Annotated in this window: 20 protein-coding genes; 12 read left to right on the top strand and 8 right to left on the bottom strand. The window is 66.3% G+C overall.

What is annotated here, in order from left to right:
- The first annotated feature begins 5 nt into the window (after nt 1-5).
- The 8 genes from DYI42_RS15670 (at nt 6) to DYI42_RS15635 (ending at nt 8,335) form a co-directional block, all read left to right on the top strand.
- Nucleotides 6-1,784 carry an acyl-CoA dehydrogenase C-terminal domain-containing protein gene (locus tag DYI42_RS15670; RefSeq protein ID WP_213546938.1) on the top strand — a complete coding sequence of 593 codons (1,779 nt, stop codon included), beginning with the start codon at nt 6-8 and terminating at the stop codon, nt 1,782-1,784.
- Nucleotides 1,785-1,841: 57 nt separating this feature from the next.
- Nucleotides 1,842-2,054: a hypothetical protein gene (locus tag DYI42_RS15665; protein ID WP_213546937.1), complete on the top strand. Its 213-nt coding sequence runs from the start codon at nt 1,842-1,844 to the stop codon at nt 2,052-2,054.
- Nucleotides 2,054-2,704, top strand: a complete 651-nt coding sequence (locus tag DYI42_RS15660; RefSeq protein WP_213546936.1) for a hypothetical protein — start codon at nt 2,054-2,056, stop codon at nt 2,702-2,704. Before DYI42_RS15665 ends, DYI42_RS15660 begins: the two co-directional genes overlap by 1 nt.
- Before the next feature lie 182 nt (nt 2,705-2,886).
- Complete coding sequence (locus tag DYI42_RS15655) at nt 2,887-3,513, top strand: glutathione S-transferase family protein (protein ID WP_213546935.1); 627 nt, start codon at nt 2,887-2,889, stop codon at nt 3,511-3,513.
- A gap of 11 nt (nt 3,514-3,524) precedes the next feature.
- A complete protein-coding gene (locus DYI42_RS15650) occupies nt 3,525-4,736 on the top strand; it encodes an acetyl-CoA C-acetyltransferase (protein WP_213546934.1) in 1,212 nt (403 codons plus the stop codon).
- The gene (locus DYI42_RS15645; RefSeq protein WP_213546933.1) at nt 4,736-5,197 is read left to right on the top strand and encodes a hypothetical protein; all 462 of its coding nucleotides are present in this window, start codon (nt 4,736-4,738) and stop codon (nt 5,195-5,197) included. Before DYI42_RS15650 ends, DYI42_RS15645 begins: the two co-directional genes overlap by 1 nt.
- A complete protein-coding gene (locus DYI42_RS24600; protein WP_213546932.1) occupies nt 5,197-6,117 on the top strand; it encodes a cupin domain-containing protein in 921 nt (306 codons plus the stop codon). The genes DYI42_RS15645 and DYI42_RS24600 overlap by 1 nt, the downstream gene beginning before the upstream one ends.
- 19 nt (nt 6,118-6,136) lie before the next feature.
- Nucleotides 6,137-8,335, top strand: coding sequence for a 3-hydroxyacyl-CoA dehydrogenase NAD-binding domain-containing protein (locus DYI42_RS15635; RefSeq protein ID WP_213546931.1), 2,199 nt, complete (start codon nt 6,137-6,139; stop codon nt 8,333-8,335).
- 282 nt (nt 8,336-8,617) lie between these two features.
- On the opposite strand, the gene DYI42_RS15630 is transcribed toward DYI42_RS15635, so the two are convergent.
- Together DYI42_RS15630 and DYI42_RS15625 are read right to left on the bottom strand one after the other, a co-directional pair.
- Entirely contained in the window at nt 8,618-9,313 is a 696-nt protein-coding gene (locus DYI42_RS15630) for a Hint domain-containing protein (RefSeq protein ID WP_213546930.1), read from the bottom strand.
- Nucleotides 9,314-9,510: 197 nt separating this feature from the next.
- A complete protein-coding gene (locus DYI42_RS15625; RefSeq protein WP_213546929.1) occupies nt 9,511-10,167 on the bottom strand; it encodes a sulfotransferase family 2 domain-containing protein in 657 nt (218 codons plus the stop codon).
- Between the two features lie 97 nt (nt 10,168-10,264).
- On the opposite strand from DYI42_RS15625, the gene DYI42_RS15620 reads away from it, so the two are divergent.
- The 3 genes from DYI42_RS15620 (at nt 10,265) to DYI42_RS15610 (ending at nt 13,245) form a co-directional block, all read left to right on the top strand.
- Nucleotides 10,265-11,905 (top strand): AMP-binding protein, encoded by a 1,641-nt coding sequence (locus DYI42_RS15620; protein WP_213546928.1) that lies wholly within the window; start codon nt 10,265-10,267, stop codon nt 11,903-11,905.
- 90 nt (nt 11,906-11,995) lie between these two features.
- Nucleotides 11,996-12,760 (top strand): SDR family NAD(P)-dependent oxidoreductase, encoded by a 765-nt coding sequence (locus DYI42_RS15615; protein WP_213546927.1) that lies wholly within the window; start codon nt 11,996-11,998, stop codon nt 12,758-12,760.
- A 101-nt stretch (nt 12,761-12,861) separates the two neighbouring features.
- Nucleotides 12,862-13,245 carry a MerR family transcriptional regulator gene (locus DYI42_RS15610; protein WP_213546926.1) on the top strand — a complete coding sequence of 128 codons (384 nt, stop codon included), beginning with the start codon at nt 12,862-12,864 and terminating at the stop codon, nt 13,243-13,245.
- 9 nt (nt 13,246-13,254) lie between these two features.
- Here the strand turns inward: DYI42_RS15610 and DYI42_RS15605 are convergent, their stop codons facing one another.
- On the bottom strand, nt 13,255-13,962 hold the full coding sequence (locus DYI42_RS15605; RefSeq protein ID WP_213546925.1) for an NYN domain-containing protein: 708 nt from the start codon (nt 13,960-13,962) through the stop codon (nt 13,255-13,257).
- Between the two features lie 10 nt (nt 13,963-13,972).
- A complete protein-coding gene (locus tag DYI42_RS15600; protein ID WP_213546924.1) occupies nt 13,973-14,875 on the bottom strand; it encodes a LysR family transcriptional regulator in 903 nt (300 codons plus the stop codon).
- Between the two features lie 90 nt (nt 14,876-14,965).
- Here DYI42_RS15600 and DYI42_RS15595 point away from each other — a divergent pair, with 90 nt between their 5' ends.
- The gene (locus DYI42_RS15595; RefSeq protein ID WP_213546923.1) at nt 14,966-15,586 is read left to right on the top strand and encodes a class I SAM-dependent methyltransferase; all 621 of its coding nucleotides are present in this window, start codon (nt 14,966-14,968) and stop codon (nt 15,584-15,586) included.
- Here the strand turns inward: DYI42_RS15595 and DYI42_RS15590 are convergent.
- From DYI42_RS15590 to DYI42_RS15575, 4 genes are all read right to left on the bottom strand, one after another.
- Nucleotides 15,583-15,915, bottom strand: a complete 333-nt coding sequence (locus DYI42_RS15590) for a hypothetical protein (RefSeq protein ID WP_244867961.1) — start codon at nt 15,913-15,915, stop codon at nt 15,583-15,585. The genes DYI42_RS15595 and DYI42_RS15590 overlap by 4 nt on opposite strands.
- 49 nt (nt 15,916-15,964) lie before the next feature.
- Entirely contained in the window at nt 15,965-16,558 is a 594-nt protein-coding gene (locus DYI42_RS15585; RefSeq protein WP_213546922.1) for an ATP-dependent Clp protease proteolytic subunit, read from the bottom strand.
- Between the two features lie 68 nt (nt 16,559-16,626).
- Entirely contained in the window at nt 16,627-17,001 is a 375-nt protein-coding gene (locus tag DYI42_RS15580) for a hypothetical protein (protein WP_213546921.1), read from the bottom strand.
- Nucleotides 17,001-17,455, bottom strand: a 455-nt coding sequence (locus DYI42_RS15575; protein WP_213546920.1) for a zinc-binding dehydrogenase, incomplete at its 5' end; no start/stop codon positions are given. The genes DYI42_RS15575 and DYI42_RS15580, both read right to left, overlap by 1 nt.

Genomic DNA, 17,455 nt, shown 5'->3' with positions numbered 1-17,455 from the left:
CCAAGATGCCCAGCTACACCGCACCCACGAAGGACATGCAGTTCATTTTGCATGACGTGCTCAAGGTCACCGAAACCGGGATTCCCGGCTATGATGAGCTTGAGGCCGATTTTACCGGTGCCGTGCTGGAAGAGGCGGGCAAACTGGCCAGTGAGGTGCTTGCGCCGCTCAACCCTGTCGGTGACGTGCAGGGTTGCAAGCTGGAGAACGGCGTCGTGCGCACCCCCGAGGGCTTCAAGGCGGCCTTCGAGCAGATGAAGGAGGGCGGCTGGACCGGCCTCGACCTGCCCGAGCAATATGGCGGGCAGGCCATGCCCTACCTGATGGGCACCGCCGTGGGCGAGATGTTCTCGGCGGCCAACCAGTCTTTCACCATGTACCAGGGCCTCACTCACGGAGCGGCTTCGGCCATTCTGGCCCATGGCACGGATGCACAGAAGGACAAGTGGCTGCCCAAGATGGTAAGCTGCGAGTGGACCGGCACAATGAACCTCACCGAGCCCCACTGCGGCACCGATCTGGGCCTGCTGCGCACCAAGGCAGAGCCGCAAGACGATGGCAGCTACAAGATCAGCGGCCAGAAGATCTTCATCTCCGCCGGCGAGCACGACATGTCCGAGAACATCGTGCACCTCGTGCTGGCGAAAATCCCGGGTGGCCCGGAGGGGGTGAAAGGCATCTCGCTCTTCATCGTCCCCAAATTCCTCGTCGATGACGAGGGCAAGATGGGCGCGCGCAACGGCGTGACCTGCGGCAAGCTCGAAGAGAAGATGGGCATCCACGGCAATGCCACCTGCGTGATGAACTACGACGAGGCGGAGGGCTACCTGCTCGGCACCGAGCACAAGGGCATGCGCGCCATGTTCACCATGATGAACGAGGCCCGCCTCGGGGTGGGCATGCAGGGCCTCGCCCAGGCTGCCATCGCCTATGAGAACGCGCTGGCCTACGCCAAGGACAGGCTCCAGGGCCGCGACGTGACCGGGGCGCAAAACCCCGATGGCCCCGCCGATCCGCTGATCGTCCACCCCGACATCCGCCGCAACCTGATGGACCAGAAGAGCTTTGTCGAAGGGGCGCGGGCCTTCCTGCTCTGGGGCGCCCATCTGATCGACAAGAGCCACCGCGCGGGCGACGACGATGCCGAGGGGCTGATTTCGCTGATGACCCCGGTGCTGAAGGGCTTCCTCACCGACGAGGGCTTCAACATGGCGGTGCAGGCCCAGCAGGTTTATGGCGGGCACGGCTACATCGAAGAGTGGGGCATGAGCCAGTATGTCCGCGACGCCCGGATCACCCAGATCTACGAGGGCGCCAATGGCGTTCAAGCGCTTGACCTCGTGGGCCGCAAGCTGGCGCAGGACGGCGGCAAGCACGTGATGGCCTTCTTCGAGATGGTGAAGGGCTTCATCAAGGAGAACGAGGGCAACCTCGAGCTGAAATCTGGCTTCCTTGAGCCGCTGAAGCAGGCGTCGAAGGATCTGCAGGCGGCAGGCATGTTCTTCATGCAGAACGGGATGAAGAACCCCAATGCCGCGCTCGCGGGCAGCTACGACTTCATGCACCTCTTCGGCCATGTCTGCCTCGGCCTGATGTGGGCGCATATGAGCAAGGCGAGCCTCGCCGCGCTCGAGGCGGGCACCTCCGACGAGGGCTTCCACCGCACGAAACTGGCCACCGGGCGCTTCTACATGGCCCGCCGTCTTCCGGCGACCGCGATGCACCTCAAGCGCATCGAGAGCGGCGCCGAGCCGGTGATGGACCTTGCCGCCGAGGCCTTCTAGGCTGGGACCAAGGGGCGGGGGCCCTCCCCCGCCCACCCCAGATCAAGAAGGACAGACGTGGCCCACAAGCTCCGCCTCACCCGCAAGCATCAACTCACGCTGACCGAGGGCGCGCACCGCAACCTCAAGCGATTCTGTGAGGAAAGCGGCCTCACGCCGGACCTCGCCATCAGCTTCCTCTTCGAAAACGCCACCTCGGTGCTGCACGAAGAGACGCTCCCCCACCGGCTCCGCGCCTTCAAGGCCGAGCTGGCCGCGCAGGAGATCTGATGCGCCGGGCGCTCGCCCTCTGGCTGGCGCTCGCACCTGCCGCCGCCGCACAGGAGATCACCGAGACTCCGCGCATGCTGGAGACGACAGCCGGGATCGCCGGCTACGAAGACCTCCAGCCAGAGCGGTTCGGCACGCCCGCCACACCCCGACCCGACGAGATGGGCGCCATCCTCCTCCTGCGCATCTTCCGCAACACCTGCCTTGCCGCCGAGGCGGGCGCCCCGCCCGAGGCCGTGCTGCCTTCGGGCTTCGCCGCCTACGGGGCGCGGGCCTACCTCTTCGGCACGCCGGGGCCTCGCACACCTACCACCTATCTCTCCGCGACAGGCGATATCCTCCGCGACGAGGAAGAGGGCCACCCCTCCATCGCGCTCGGCGAGAGCTGCCGGATCGACTGGCGCCTCCCCACTCCGCCGGGCGAAGAGACCGCGCGCCATATGCGCTACATCCTCACCGAGCACTTCCCCTACATCTTCGCCCTCACCCGCGCCTCGCGCCCCGAGCCCTCCCAGCCGCCCGGTATCGCCACCTTCATCGAATGGGATCGCCCCTGCCACGGCCAGTGGTGCCCGACCTCGCTGATCTTTGACCCGTCGGGCGGCCAGATCACGCTCACCACCCGGCTCAACCGCAGCCCGCGCCCCTGAGCGGCCAAAACAACGTGACGTCGCCCTTGCCGTGCGCGTCAACTCCTGACTGAATGCGGCCAAAGCGGAGGAGAGCGGCCCGGGTGTCAATTGCCCGAACCCGCCTCATTTTCTTGCTGAAAATATCTCCGGGGGTGTGGGGGCAGAGCCCCCGCTCCGACCGAAGCCACGGGAGGCACCATATGACCATGAAGCTCTATTGCTTCGGCGAATCCGGCAACGCCTACAAGGCGGCGCTTGCCCTGCAATTCGCGGGGCTCGACTGGGCGCCGGTCTATGTCGATTTCTTCAACGGCGAGGCACGCAGCCCGGAGTTTCGAGAAATCAACGAGATGGGCGAGGTGCCGGTGCTGGTGGATGGGGACGAAACCATCACCCAGTCTGGCGCAATCCTCTTCCACATCGCCGAGAAGACCGGCAAGCTTATGGACGCCCCGCGCTCCGAGATCCTCCGCTGGATCCTCTGGGACTGCCAGAAAGGCTCTGGCCAGCAGGGGCCGCTGCGCTTCCTGATGAACTTCCTGCCCGAAGACAAGCGCCCGGCCGAGGCCATCGCCTTCATCTCCGGTCGCACCCAGGCCGCACTGAAGGTGCTGGAGAGCCACCTGACGGGCCGCGACTGGGTGGCGGGTGACAGCCTCACCATCGCCGACCTCGCCTGCTGCGGCTATCTCTTCTACCTCGAACCCTTCGGCTTTGACCGCGCCGACTTCCCCGCCATCGACGCCTGGCTGACGCGCATCAGCGCCCAGCCCGGCTGGGAATCCCCCTACGACCTGATGCCCGGCTCGCCAGCCGACCGGGCTTGAGAGGAGACACCATGTCCGACGCTTATATCTACGACGCCGTCCGCACCCCGCGTGGCAAGGGCCGCAAGGACGGCTCGCTGCACGAGGTCACCGCGATGACCCTTTCGGCGGGGGTTCTGAACGCCCTGAAAGAACGCAACGGCCTCGAAGGCCACGCGGTGGAAGACGTGATCTGGGGCAATGCGACCCAGGTGAAGGAGCAGGGCGGCTGCCTTGCCCGCACCGCCGTGCTCGCCTCCGACCTCGACGAGCGCATTCCTGGCCTCTCGATCAACCGCTTCTGCGCTTCCGGTCTGGAGGCGGTGAACCTCGCCGCCAACCAGGTGAAGGGCGGCGCGGGTGCAGGCTACATCGCGGGTGGCGTGGAGTGCATGAGCCGGGTGCCGATGGGCTCTGACGGGGCTGCCGTGGCGGTCGATCCATCGGTTGCGATGAAGCACTACTTTGTGCCGCAGGGGATCAGCGCCGATATCATCGCCACTGAATACGGCTTTACTCGCGACCAGGCGGACGCGCTGGCCGTGGAAAGCCAGAAGCGCGCCGCCGAAGCCTGGGAGGCCGAGCGCTTTTCCAAGACCATCGTGCCGGTGAAAGACCAAAACGGCCTGACCATTCTCGCGACCGACGAATACATGCGCCCTGGCACCGACATGCAATCGCTCGGCGCGCTAAAGGCCAGCTTCAAGGACATGGGCGAAGTGATGCCCGGCTTCGACAAGATCGCGGTGATGAAGTACCCGCACCTCGAGCGGATCAACCACATCCACCACGCGGGCAACTCCTCGGGCATCGTCGATGGCTCGGCGGGGGTGCTGATCGGCTCCAAGGAATTCGGCGAGGCCCACGGGCTGAAGCCCCGCGCCCGAATTCGGGCGACGGCGAAGATCGGCACCGACCCGACGATCATGCTCACCGGCCCGGTGCCGGTGACCGAGAAGATCATGGCCGACAACGGCATGAGCGTGGGCGATATCGACCTCTTCGAGGTGAACGAGGCCTTCGCCTCGGTGGTGCTGCGCTTCATGCAGGCGTTTGACGTGGACCCGGCAAGGGTGAACCCCAACGGCGGCGCCATCGCCATGGGCCACCCGCTGGGCGCAACCGGCGCGATCATCCTCGGCACGCTGCTGGATGAGCTGGAGCGGCAAGACAAGGAGCTGGGCCTTGCCACGCTCTGCGTCGCCTCCGGCATGGGCGCGGCCACCATCATCGAGCGCGTCTGATGCCCCGCGAGGCCGGAACGGAAACACTGGAGGACGAGGCCCGCGCCATCGCCCAGCACCTGCTGGACGAGACGGCGGCGGCCTATGAGGCCAATGATTTCTCGGCCTTCGCGCCGCATTTCATGCTGCCGGGTGACGTTCACACCTTTGGCACCGCGCGGCTGATCTCCGACCTGGCCGATCTCTACGATCTCTTTTCGCGGGTGCGGATGTTCTTCGACAACATCGGCATGACTTCGCTGGAGCGCGACTGCATCAGCGCCGAGTTCACCAACGCCGAGACCATCAAGGCCACCCACATCACCCGGCTGCTCAACGGCACCACTCTGATCTACCCGCCCTCGCCCGCCTTCACGCTGTTCCGCAAGGTTGAGGGCAGGTGGAAGATCGCATCCAGCCAATACGCCACCACCGAGCCGGGGCTTGACGACGCCATCGGCCGGACCCGGAAGAGCCCGTGATGCCGGTAATCGACCAAGGCACCGCGCCGCGCGAAAGCGGCGATCATGAGCGGCTCGGGCTCTACGAGGAGATATTCCTGGGCGAGGCGGGCGGGCTCACCCAGTTTGGCGTGGTGATCGAAACGCTCCAGCCCGGTGCCGCGTCGTCGGATCGCCACTGGCACGAGGCGGAGGACGAGTTTCTGATGGTGCTGGAGGGAGAGGCGGTGCTGGTGGAGAACGCGGGCGAAACCCTGTTGGCCCCCGGCGATTGCGTGGCATGGCCCAAGGGCACGCCCAACGCCCACCACCTGCAAAACCGCGCCGACACTCCGCTGCGCTTCATTGTGGCCGGGTGGCGCGCCGGGCGCGACGTCGTGCACTACCCCGATCATGCCCGCCGCGCGGTGATCGCCCACGGCGAACGGGTGATGGAAGAGGGCGCCACTGCTGGCCCTGCGGACCTGCCCGGCGGCAAGCTCGATCTTGCTGCTGCGCCGGTCAAGACCGGCTCGATCTACCCCGAGCCCTATGCGGCGATGATGGCCGGGCGTTCGTCGCTGCGCCTGGGGCATATGGGCGGGCTGACGCAATTCGGGGCCAACCTCGTGCGGCTGGAGCCGGGCGCACTGGCCTCGCTGCGGCATTGGCACGAGAACGAGGATGAGTTCCTCATCGTCACCGAGGGCGCGCTTGCGCTGGTGGATGAGGATGGCACCCACCCGATGGCTCCGGGCGATTGCGCCGCCTTCCCTGCGGGCGAGGCCAACGGCCACCACATGACCAACCCGGGCAACACGCCCGGCGCCTTTCTCGTGTTCGGCACCAAGGCCCCAGCCGAGGTGGCCCATTACGCCGATCACGACCTTCGCATCGAAATCGAGGGCGGCAACGCCCGCTTCACCTACAGAGACGGCAGCCCGTGGGACGGGCCCCGCTGAACCGCAAGGGAGACATAGAATGAGCCAGTTCACCATGGCCACCGACGCCGACGGCGTTGCCACCATCACCTGGGACACCCCCGGCAAGAGCATGAACGTCATGAACATGGAGGGCTTTCAGGAGCTCGACGCGCTTATCGACGAGGCGCTGGCGGATGATGCCGTGAAGGGCGTGATCCTGACCTCGGGCAAGGAAGGCAGTTTTGCCGGCGGGATGGATCTGAACATCATCGCCAAGATGAAGGCCAGCGCGGGCGACAACCCGGCCAAGGGCCTGTTCGACGGGGTGATGGCCACACATGGCATCCTGCGCAAGATCGAGCGCGCCGGGATGGACGACAAGAACAAGGGCGGCAAGCCGATCTGCGCCGCCCTGCCCGGCACCGCACTGGGCATCGGGCTGGAGATTCCGCTGGCCTGTCACCACATCATCGCCGCCGACAACCCCAAGGCCAAGATCGGCCTGCCCGAGATCATGGTGGGCATCTTCCCCGGCATGGGCGGCACCACGCGGCTGAGCTGGAAGCTGGGCGCGATGGGCGCCTCGCCGCTGCTGCTGGAGGGCAAGCTGAACGACCCGAAGAAGGCCAAGGCGGCGGGCGTGATCGACGAGGTGGTGGCCCCCGAGGAGCTGCTGGCCAAGGCCAAGGAATGGGTTCTGAGCGAACCCAAGATCGTGAAGCCATGGGACGAGAAGGGCTACAAGATCCCCGGCGGCACCCCCTATCACCCGGCGGGCTTCATGACCTTCGTCGGCGCCTCGGCCATGGTCAACGGCAACACCAAGGGCGTCTATCCGGCGGCCAAGGCGCTACTGTCTTCGGTCTATGAGGGCATGCAGGTGCCGTTTGACACCGCGCTGAAGATCGAGGCGCGCTGGTTCACCAACGTGCTGATGAACCCCTCTTCGGCGGCGATGATCCGCTCGCTCTTCATCAACAAGGAGGCGCTGGAGAAGGGCGCCAACCGGCCTGACGTGCCCGACCAGAAGGTGAAGAAGGTCGGCGTGATCGGAGCGGGCATGATGGGCGCGGGCATCGCGCTGGTCTCGGCGCAGGCTGGCATCGAGGTGGTGCTGATCGACCAGAAGCAGGAGGCCGCCGACAAGGGCAAGGCCTACTCCGAAAGGTATCTGGACAAGGGCATCGCCCGCAAGAAGACCACGCCGGAGAAGAAGGAAGAGGTGCTGGCCCGGATCACCGCCACCACCGATTACGCCGCGCTGGCCGGCTGTGACCTGATCGTCGAGGCGGTGTTCGAGGACGTGGGCGTAAAGGCCGCCGTCACCAAGGAGGTGCTCGCCGCCGTCGGCCCCGAGTGCATCTTCGCCACCAACACCTCCACCCTTCCGATCACCGAACTGGCCAAGGCCTCGGACACCCCCGAGCAGTTCATCGGCATCCATTTCTTCTCCCCGGTCGAGAAGATGATGCTGGTGGAGATCATCAAGGGCGAGAAGACGGGCGATGTGGCGGTGGCCAAGGCGCTCGACTACGTCCGCCAGATCCGCAAGACGCCGATCGTCGTCAACGACGCCCGCTTCTTCTACGCCAACCGTTGCATCATCCCTTACATCAATGAGGGCATACGGATGGTGAAGGAGGGCGTGGAGCCGGCGCTGATCGAGAATGCCGCCAAGCTGGTGGGCATGCCGCTGGGGCCGCTGCAACTGACCGATGAAACCTCCATCGACCTCGGCGTGAAGATCGCCAAGGCCACCAAGGCGGCGATGGGCGAGGCCTATGACGACACCGCCGACGAGGTGATCTTCTGGATGGCCGACGAGGGGCGGCTCGGGCGCAAGGCCAACGCGGGCTTCTACAGCTACGACGACAAGGGCAAGCGCGGGCTGCTCTGGGACGGGCTCGGCGACAAGTTCCCGGTAGCCGATGAGCAGCCGGAGCTCTCCGAGGTGCAGCACCGGCTGCTCTTTGCCCAGGTGCTTGAGGCCGTGCGCGCGCTGGAAGAGGGCGTGCTGGAAGACATCCGCGAGGGCGATGTGGGTGCCATCCTCGGCTGGGGCTTTGCGCCCTGGTCGGGCGGGCCGTTCAGCTGGCTGGATATCCTCGGCGCGGAGCGGGCTGTGGAGCTGACCGAGGCGCTGACTGCACAGCACGGCGAGCGCTTCTCCACCCCTGCTTTGCTGCGCGAGATCGCGGCTTCGGGCGGCAGCTTCTATGATCGTTTCGGCACCGGAGCCGACGCGAAGGCCGCCTGACCCGCAGGCAGCTCCTCGGGGCCGTCGACCCCTCCTCGCATGTGCGGGGCAGCTGCGAGGAGGATCGTAATGGCCGAAGAGCGGCCACCGGACACAAAAACCCCCGGCGGACTTCTGTCTCGCCGGGGGTTTCCGTTTTCAGAGGCCCCTTCCCGGAGGAGGGATGGACACGCCTGCGGCGGGGCCGGGCCTTGATCTCGCGCGTTCTGTCGGGTGCAAGGGCGCCCCCGACGTGGCGTGGTCAGTGGCGTGCCGCGGCGGGCCCGCCGTTGTTTCGATCCGTCAGGCGGCCAGACGGCCGGCCTGCGCCGCGGCGGCGGGAATGCCGCGAGCGGCCTGCTCGGCCGCCATGCAGCTGGCCAGCATCCGCGCGTCATCGAGCGAGAGCACCTGGTAGGCGCTGCTGGCGGTGCCGTTGAACTCTTCAGTGAGCAGGGCCGCCATGCCGATGGGCTCCCCGGCCGCACCGGTCGGGCAGAAAATCAGCGCGGCGCCCTCGACGTAGATCACCTGGTCGTCCTCGAAGCTGATGGAGACGACCTCGATCTCGGTGTTGGGGCAGATGCGCTCGACGCCGGGCATGTCGATCAGCGCCAGCGCCGGGATCAGGGCGAAGGGGTCGTTATAGATGTGCTCAGCGGCGTCGCTCTCGATCACCACGGTTTCCTCGGGCATCAGCACGAGGTCTCGGCGGTTGCCCATGAGGCCGGCGGGCACCCGGATGGGCCACATCGCCCGGGGGCACTCCATCTCGCCGTTCCACAGCCGCGCCCGGCTGAGGCCGGTGATCCGCTGCAACCCGCCATCGAAAGTCATCACCTCGTCGCCCAGCATCAGCGCTTCGACCGGGCGCCAGCCCATCTCGGTAGCCACCAGCGTGCCCGCCACGATCCCGTGTCCGGAGCCGCGCGCATCGCGGCGACGATCCCCCAGGCTCTGCACACCCGAGGCCGCGAAATCTTCCGTTTTCCATCCCATGAACATTCGAACCATCCCTTGTTGTGGAACCTTTCCGGCAGCTGCGGTTCCGGTGACAGCGACGCCAGTTGGAATGATTCCCTAGCCCTCAATCGGACTGGAACCGGGCCGAATTTGGGCAGTGTTTCGAGCTGGGATACAATTTTGGACGCCCCTAAAAATTGAATCGGATGCGATCCGCAATTTACCAAAACCGGTCAGTTCAGCTCGAAACGGTATCCGAAGCGGGCAATGTCGGTGGCCGCCAGATGGGCCACGGAGGCCTTGCTTTGTTCATCATAGCAGCTACGCCAGTCCTCTGCCCGGGCACTTTGGTTCACGTGCGGCAGCGGGGTGAGGCGAAAGCCGAGATGGGCTTCCAGCGGGGCGAGATCGGCCTCCAGCTGTTCCAGCCGGATGAACAGTTGGCAATGTTCCTCGCCGGAGGGCAGGCGCACATAGCTGCCATAATCTGCCGCCCCCAGGCTGGCCTGGGTGTGCGGGTGCGCCACGAATTGCTTGAAGCTCAGCTCCTGCGCCAGCGCCACGGCGGGGTGCCTGAAGCCCTGCGCGCGGAGCCAGTGATAGTAGCTCACCATGCGCGCCCAGGGGTTGCGGACGAGGGTGAATGTGAAGAGCCGCCGCATCTCCTCTTCCTCCACCAGCCCCGGCAGGTCCGCCAGGCGGGAATGCTTCCACAGCCGCCCCGCCGTTTGCACATCCTTCACCCTGCGGCGGCGCTTGAGGGCCTTTGGCGTATCTCCCAGCATGATGTCATCGGCCATCGCGCGGCCTTCCAGCGCCAGCGCCATCGAGGTGCCGCCGGTCTTGGGAATGTGGATGAAAAGGTAGCCGCGCCCGCGTGAGAGGATCATGCGCGGCACCCTACCGCCCTGCCCCGTGCCCGGCAATTTCTTGATCCCGGCCACGGGCTGTCTATTCTGATGCGACCGTGCAGAGGGAGGACGTGCCATGGGATGGATGCGAGACGAAAGCGGGCTGCAACAGCGCCGTGCCAACCATGCGCCGCTGACGCCGCTCAGCCACCTCGCCCGCGCGGTCAAGCTCTTCCCCGAGCGGGAGGCGGTCGTCTATGGCGGCACGCGCCTGAGCTACGCCCAATATCACGCCCGCGTCTCCCGCCTTGCCTCTGCGCTCGAGGCACGTGGCATCCGCCCCGGCGATGTGGTGTCGTCGCTCCTGCTCAACACCCTGCCCCATGTCGAGGCGCATTTCGGCGTGCCCGCCTGCGGTGCGGTGCTCAACGCCATCAACGTGCGGCTCGATGTGGGGACGGTGGCCTATATCTTCGAGCACTCCGAGGCGCGGATGGTGCTCTGCGACACGGCCTTCATTTCGCTCGCCGAAGAGGCCCTGAGCGTGATGGAGGGAGAAAAGCCGGTGCTGATCGAGGTGCCCGATGCGGAGGCCGGGCTGGAGGCGACCGGGCGGCATGTGACCTACGAGGAACTGCTGGCCGAGGGCCGCGAGGACTTCCCCTGGATCATGCCCGAGGACGAGTGGGAGAGCCTGACGCTCAACTACACTTCCGGCACCACGGGGCGGCCCAAGGGCGTGGTCTATCATCATCGCGGTGCCTATCTCAGCACGCTGGGGCAGGTGATTTCCTGGCGCATGGTGATGGAGCCGCGCTACCTGGTGATCGTGCCGCTGTTTCACTGCAACAACTGGTGCCACACCTGGATGATCCCGGCGCTTGGCGGCACCGTGGTGTGCTGCCGCGACGTGACGGCGAAGAATATCTACAACGCGATTGCCGATGAGGGCGTGACCCACTTCGGAGGTGCGCCCATCGTGCTGGGCCTGCTGGTGAACGCGCCGGAGGGAGAGCGGCGGGAGTTCTCTCACACCGTGGAAGTCTTCACCGCAGGCGCCCCGCCCCCCGCCGCCGTGCTGGCTGCGGTGGAGCCGCTGGGCTTCAACATCACGCAGGTTTACGGGCTGACCGAAACCTACGGGCCGATCACGGAGTGCCTCTGGGACAGCGCGAAGTGGGACGGGCTGGAGCAGAAGGACCGCGCCGCCATCAAGGCCCGCACCGGCGTGGCCATGCCCACCGCCGAGGAGGTGACGGTGATGGACGAATTCATCAGCCAGACCCCGATGGACGGCGAAACCCCGGGCGAGATCGTGATGCGCGGCAACATGGTGATGAAGGGGTATTACAAGAACCCCGAGGCCAGCGAAGAGGCCTTCCGGGGCGGCTACTTCCATTCCGAGGATATCGCCATCCAGCACCCCGACGGCTACATCCAGATCACCGACCGCGCGAAGGACATCATCATCTCCGGCGGCGAGAACGTGAGTTCGGTCGAGGTCGAGGGCGTTCTGATGCACCACCCGGCGGTAAACCTCTGTGCCGTGGTCGCCAAACCCGACGAGAAATGGGGCGAGGTGCCCTGCGCCTACGTCGAGCTGAAGCCGGGCGCGGAGGTGACGGAGGAGGAGCTGATTGCCCACTGCCGGGAGTCGCTGGCAGGGTTCAAGACGCCCAAGCATGTGGTGTTCCACGAGCTGCCGAAGACGCCGACGGGGAAGATCCAGAAGTTCGAGCTGCGGAAGCACGCGAAGGAGTGGTCGGCAGGCGCGTAAAATAACCGCTTGACCCTGACACTAGTGTCAATCCGCTAACCCGGTCTCCACATCAGCGCCCTCGGGCGCGCAGACAGGAGACTGAACGCAATGACCTGGAATGAAAGCTGGCAGGACAAGGCTGCCATCGTGACCGGTGGAAGCTCGGGAATCGGCAAGGCAACGGCGCTTGCGCTGGCAGAACGCGGCGCCCGCGTGCTGATCACCGGGCGCACCCCGGCGCGGCTGGCAGAGGCGTCCGGAGCGGATGCCCGGATCGCGGTGCATGAGGCCGACAGCGCCGAGCCCGAAAGCAGCACTGCGATCTTCGAGGCCGCGCTGGAGCGCTTCGGACGGCTCGACCTGATCGTCAACAACGCGGGCGCCGGTGCGCCTCTGCCGGTCGAAGACTATAACGCGGCAACAATCGCCGAGATGTGCGCGGTCAACATCCTCGGCCCCTCGCTTCTCGTCAAGGCGGCCTTGCCCGCACTCCGGCAGAGCAAAGGCGCCGTCGTCAACATCGGAACCGCTGTCTCGCGCGGTGCCGCGCCCGGACTGGCCCACTACGGAGCCACCAAGGCCGCGCTCGAGAGTCTTACGCGCAGCTGGGCCATCGAGCTTGCGCGTGACTGGATCCGCGTCAACGCCGTCTCCCCTGGCCCGGTGAAGAGCGGCGCACTCACCGGCATGATGGGGCTTCCGGGCGAGGTGGCACGCGGCATCGAAGAGCAGGAGGCGGCCCAGATACCGCTCGGGCGGCGCGGCGTGCCGGGCGATGTGGTGCCTTGGATCCTGCACCTCGGCAATCCGCAAAGCGAGTGGCTGACCGGGCAGGTGCTTACGGTAGATGGCGGCTGGTCGCTTCGCGGCTGACCGGCCTCGCGCCGGGTGGGGCAGGCGAGCCCCCCCCGGCGCACCTTGAAACCGCACCGGCGGACCACAGGTTCACCGGCAGCCGAATGGAGAGCGACACGATGCAAGCCAAGGAAGCCGCCGAACGGCTGGGGATCACCCAGCGCATGCTGCGCCACTACGAGAAGGCCGGGCTCATGGACGTGGGCCGCACCCTCAATGGCTACCGTCACTACAGCGAGGCCGACCTGCGCCGCGCCGCCCGCATTCGCGATTTCATCGAAACCGGCTTCTCGACTCGCGAAATCCACGCCATGCGCGCCTGCCTTTCGGACGAGGGCGACGGCCCCTGCGAGGCGGGCATCGCACAGCTCGAGACCAAGCTCGAACATATCCAGCGGTTGCAGGCCGATCTTCAGGCAAGACAGGATGCCGTGCAGGAGCGCCTTGCGACCCTGAGACTTATATACCGCAAACCATCGGCCGATTTCCGGCGCTCGGCCTGACCGGCAAGGTCAATCCACCCGCCGCACCTGTATCTGGTTCCCCGACCCACGGCGGGTTTCGAACACCGGGATCTTGCCCACAAGGTCCGAAAACTTCCTGAAGCCGTAGCTGCGCACGTCGAAATCCGGGTTCGCCGTTGTTACCTGCTGGCCAAGGGGGCCGAGGGCATACCAGTCGTCCTCGGTTTCCAGCGCGTCCATTGCGCGGAAGATCAGGTCTCGCGCCTCGTTCAGCTTGTCGCCGCTCTTGGCAGCCTGCTTCTGTTGCGGCGCCCCTTCGAGGTTTTCGAGGAAGATGAAGCGTTTGCAGGCCTTGCGGAAGGCTTCGGGCGTCTTTTGCGCGCCGATCCCGAAGACGTCGTAGCCCTGTTCGCGGATGCGGCTGGCAAGGCGGGTGAAGTCGCTGTCGGAGCTGACCAGAATGAAGCCGTCGAAGCGGCCGGTGTGCAGCAAGTCCATGCAGTCGATCACCAGAGCGATGTCGGAGGCGTTCTTGCCCACGGTGTTCGCCGGCTGGTGGTGCGGCACGAGGCCGAACTCGGCCTGCACCTTGGCCCAGCCGTTCATCTGGCTCGAAGAAAAGTCGCCATAGACCCTGCGCACCGAGGCTTCCCCCATGCCCGCGATCTCATCGAAGATCGCCTTGGCCCATTTGGGAGAGGTGTTGTCGGCGTCGATCAGGACGGCGAGGAGGGGTGTGTTGTTCTTGTTATCCATGGGCCCATACCTAGGGCTTCGGCCCGCGCATTGAAAGCGCTTCGGCGATCACGTCGAACACGAGGCGGATGCGCCGGGCAGTGTGCAGCTCGCCATGGGTGACAATCCATGTTGGCACGGTCATGAAGGTGAATTCGGGCAGCACCGGCTCGATCCCTTCGCCGGGGCGCACATCGCTTTCGGGCAGGATTCCGATGCCCAGCCCCAGCCGCACCAGCTCGCGATAACCGAGGCCATTGTCAGCCACCGTGCGCACCCGTTCGGGCGGCACCTCGATGCCCTTTTCGGCGAGATAGCGCAGCATGGTCGGCCCGTCGGTGTGGCCCACCCAGTCGTGCTGCCCAAGCTCCGCAAGCGCGGCGGGGCGGCCCGTGCGCTCCAGATAGGCGGTGGACGCCCAGAACTTCGCGGGCTCTTCGCTCAGCAGCCGCGCAATCAGCCCGGGCTCGCTGGGGCGCACGTGGCGCAGAGCAATGTCGGCCTCGCGGCGCGTCAGGTCTGACAGCGTGTTGGAGGACAGGACGGAGATCTGCAACTCCGGCGCGCGCCGGGCCAACTGCGCGACGATGGGGGGCAGCACGCGGGTGGCGACCATGTCGGAGGCGGAGATGGTGACCCGGCCCGACACGCCCTGCGCCTGCCCCGCCGCGACAAGCGCGACCTGCCCCGCGCTCTGCTCCATGGCCCGCAGGTGCGGCAGCAGCTCACGCCCGGCCTCCGTCAGCTGCATCCGCCGCCCGCCGCGCTCCATGAGCGTCACCCCGAGCGCCTCTTCCAGCGCCGTTACCTGGCGGCCCAGCGTGGGCTGGGTCTGCCCCATGCGCCGGGCGGCGGCGGAAAGCGAGCCTTCGTCCGCCGCGGCCAAAAAGGCGCGGGCCTGGTTCCAGTCGAAGGCGGCAGTGGGCGCTTTCATGCGAATATGCATAGCGCACCGTCGAAAATTCGCAATTCTCTATCGGGTTTCGTTTGGGTAGCCCATCTCCATGCCAAGGAGACACCGCCAATGACCGATCCCGCAACCAAGACCGAAGCCTTCTGGAACCGCATGGCCAAGGGCTATGCCAAGCGCCCCATCGCCGACGAGAAGGCATATGCCATCACGCTCGAGCGCACGGCCGCCTACCTTGGCCCCGATGCGCGGGTGCTGGAGGCCGGGGCTGGCACCGGCACCACGGCACGCCGGCTGGCGCCCCATGCCCGGGAAATTCTTGCAACGGATATCTCTGGCGCGCTGCTTGAAATCGCGCAGGAAAGGATCGAGGCCGATGGCCTCACCAATATCGCCCTCGCCCGGCACAGCCTCGATGACCTGCCCGAAGGCCCCTTCGATGCGGTGATCTGCTTCAACGTGCTGCATCTTGCGCCAGACCCCGCCGCCGCCGTAGCCGCGCTGGCCGCGCGCGTCCGTCCCGGCGGCCACCTGATCACCAAGACGCCCTGCATCGCGGGGCGCTGGCCCCTGCGCCTGCTGATCGGCGCGATGCGCCTGATCGGGATGGCACCGATGGTGCAATACTTCAGCGAAACGCAGGTGGAGGAGATGCACGAGCGCCCGGGCCTCAGCATCGTGGAAACCGGCAGTTACCCGGCCCGGTCCCGCTTTGTGGTGGCGCGGAAGGGTTAGTCCTTTCCGGCCAGCTCATCGAGCAGGCGGGTGACCAGAAGCGCGCCGCCCGCGATCACCAGTGAGCGCCCCAGAGACACCGAAATGTTGCTCGGCGCGATCTTGTGCACCCCGTCGCGAGAGCGCCGGGCAAGGCGGCGGAAGAGGCTTTTGCTCGGCTCGGCGCCAAGCGGGGCCGGATCGGGGATTTGCAGCGCCTGCGGCTTGGCGCGCCACAGCAACGCCCCGGCGGCCACCAGCCCGCAGGCCACGGCCACGGGCACAAGGCGGCTCTGGGTGTCGGGGTCGGCAGGCAGAAGATCTGCGGGGAAACTCGGCTTGGTATTCATCGGCGGCTCTCCTTTGAGAGAGAACCGCCGTAAAGCCGCCCCGGTTCCCTCAGCCGAGCTCGTCCACGCGGCGGATGATCTTGCCGACAAGCCCGTAATCCACCGCCTCCTGCGTCTTCAGCCAGAAGTCGCGGCGGGTGTCTTCGGCGATCTTCTCCTCCCTCTGGCCGGTGGCCTCGGCAAAGAGCTTGTTGAAGCGTTCGGTCATGATGCGGATCTGCTCGGCCTGGATCTGGATGTCGCTCACCTGCCCGCCGATCCCGCCGGAGGGCTGGTGCAGCAGGAAGCGGGTGTTGGGCAGGCAGTAGCGGTTTTCGCGCTGCGCCCCGATGAAGATGAGCGCCCCGGCGGAGGCGACCCATCCGGAACCGATGCAGCGGACGCGCGGTTTGATGAAGCCGATCACGTCATGCACCATGTCGCCGCTCTCTACATGCCCGCCTGGCGAGGAGATGAAGAGGTTGATCGGGTCACTGCTTTCCTCGGCCAGCGCCAGCAGCTGGGTGGTGGCGCGCGAGGCCACCTTGTCGTTGATCTCGCCGGTTATGATCACGTTGCGCGAGCGAAAGAAGGCGTGGTCACTCACCGCGCCGGGCCGCAGCTCTGGCTTGGCGGGGGTGTCATCGAGCATTGTGTCGGTCATAGGGGGCCTCCTCTGCGGCGCTGGGACTGCCCTTGAGGTAGGCGCTTGCACCGGGGCGGCAAGGCGGATCAGCCGGGGCAGGAGACCTCGCCGGTGAGCACTTTCACGAAGCCATCCAGCTTCTCGGGCGGAACGGGCGACAACATCATGCCGGAGCCGGAGATGCGCTCCATGATCCTGGGTCGCATCACTTCTTCGCCGCAGATCGACAGCACCGCCTCTTCACCGATGCTGGCCGCCGTCAGCTCACTCATGGCGCGGGCGAAGGCCGGGCCGATGCGAAGCTGGATCTTGGGCGGGTAGCTCTCCAGCACCATGACGTCGCGAATGTCCTCCGTGGTGGCATGGATGGCCTGCGGCCCCACCCGCAACTCCAGCACCGGCTCGGCCGCCATGGCCGGGGCGCAGGCTGCGAGCGCAACGAGAAGGGCCGCGGCGCGCATCAGTACTCCACCACGGCGCGGATGGATTTGCCCTCGTGCATCAGCTCGAAGCCCTCGTTGATGTCTTCGAGCTTCAGCTTGTGGGTGATCATCGGGTCGATCTCGATCTTCCCGTCCATGTACCAGTCGACGAACTTGGGCACGTCGGTGCGCCCCTTGGCACCGCCGAAGGCCGTGCCTTTCCAGACCCGGCCCGTCACCAGCTGGAAGGGCCGCGTGGAAATTTCCGCCCCCGCGGGCGCCACGCCGATGATCACGCTCACGCCCCAGCCGCGGTGCGAGCATTCCAGCGCGTCGCGCATCACCTTCACGTTGCCGGTGGCGTCGAACGAGTAATCGACCCCGCCGATCTGGTCAAAATCGGTCTGCGTCAGCTTCACGATCTCGGCCACGGTATTCTCTACCTTCGAGGGGTTAACAAAGTGTGTCATGCCGAATTTCTTCGCCATTTCAG

The sequence above is a fragment of the Vannielia litorea genome (assembly GCF_018424695.1).
GTDB classification, from domain to species: Bacteria; Pseudomonadota; Alphaproteobacteria; order Rhodobacterales; family Rhodobacteraceae; genus Vannielia; species Vannielia litorea_A.
This window is presented reverse-complemented; position numbering and strand designations above follow the sequence as displayed.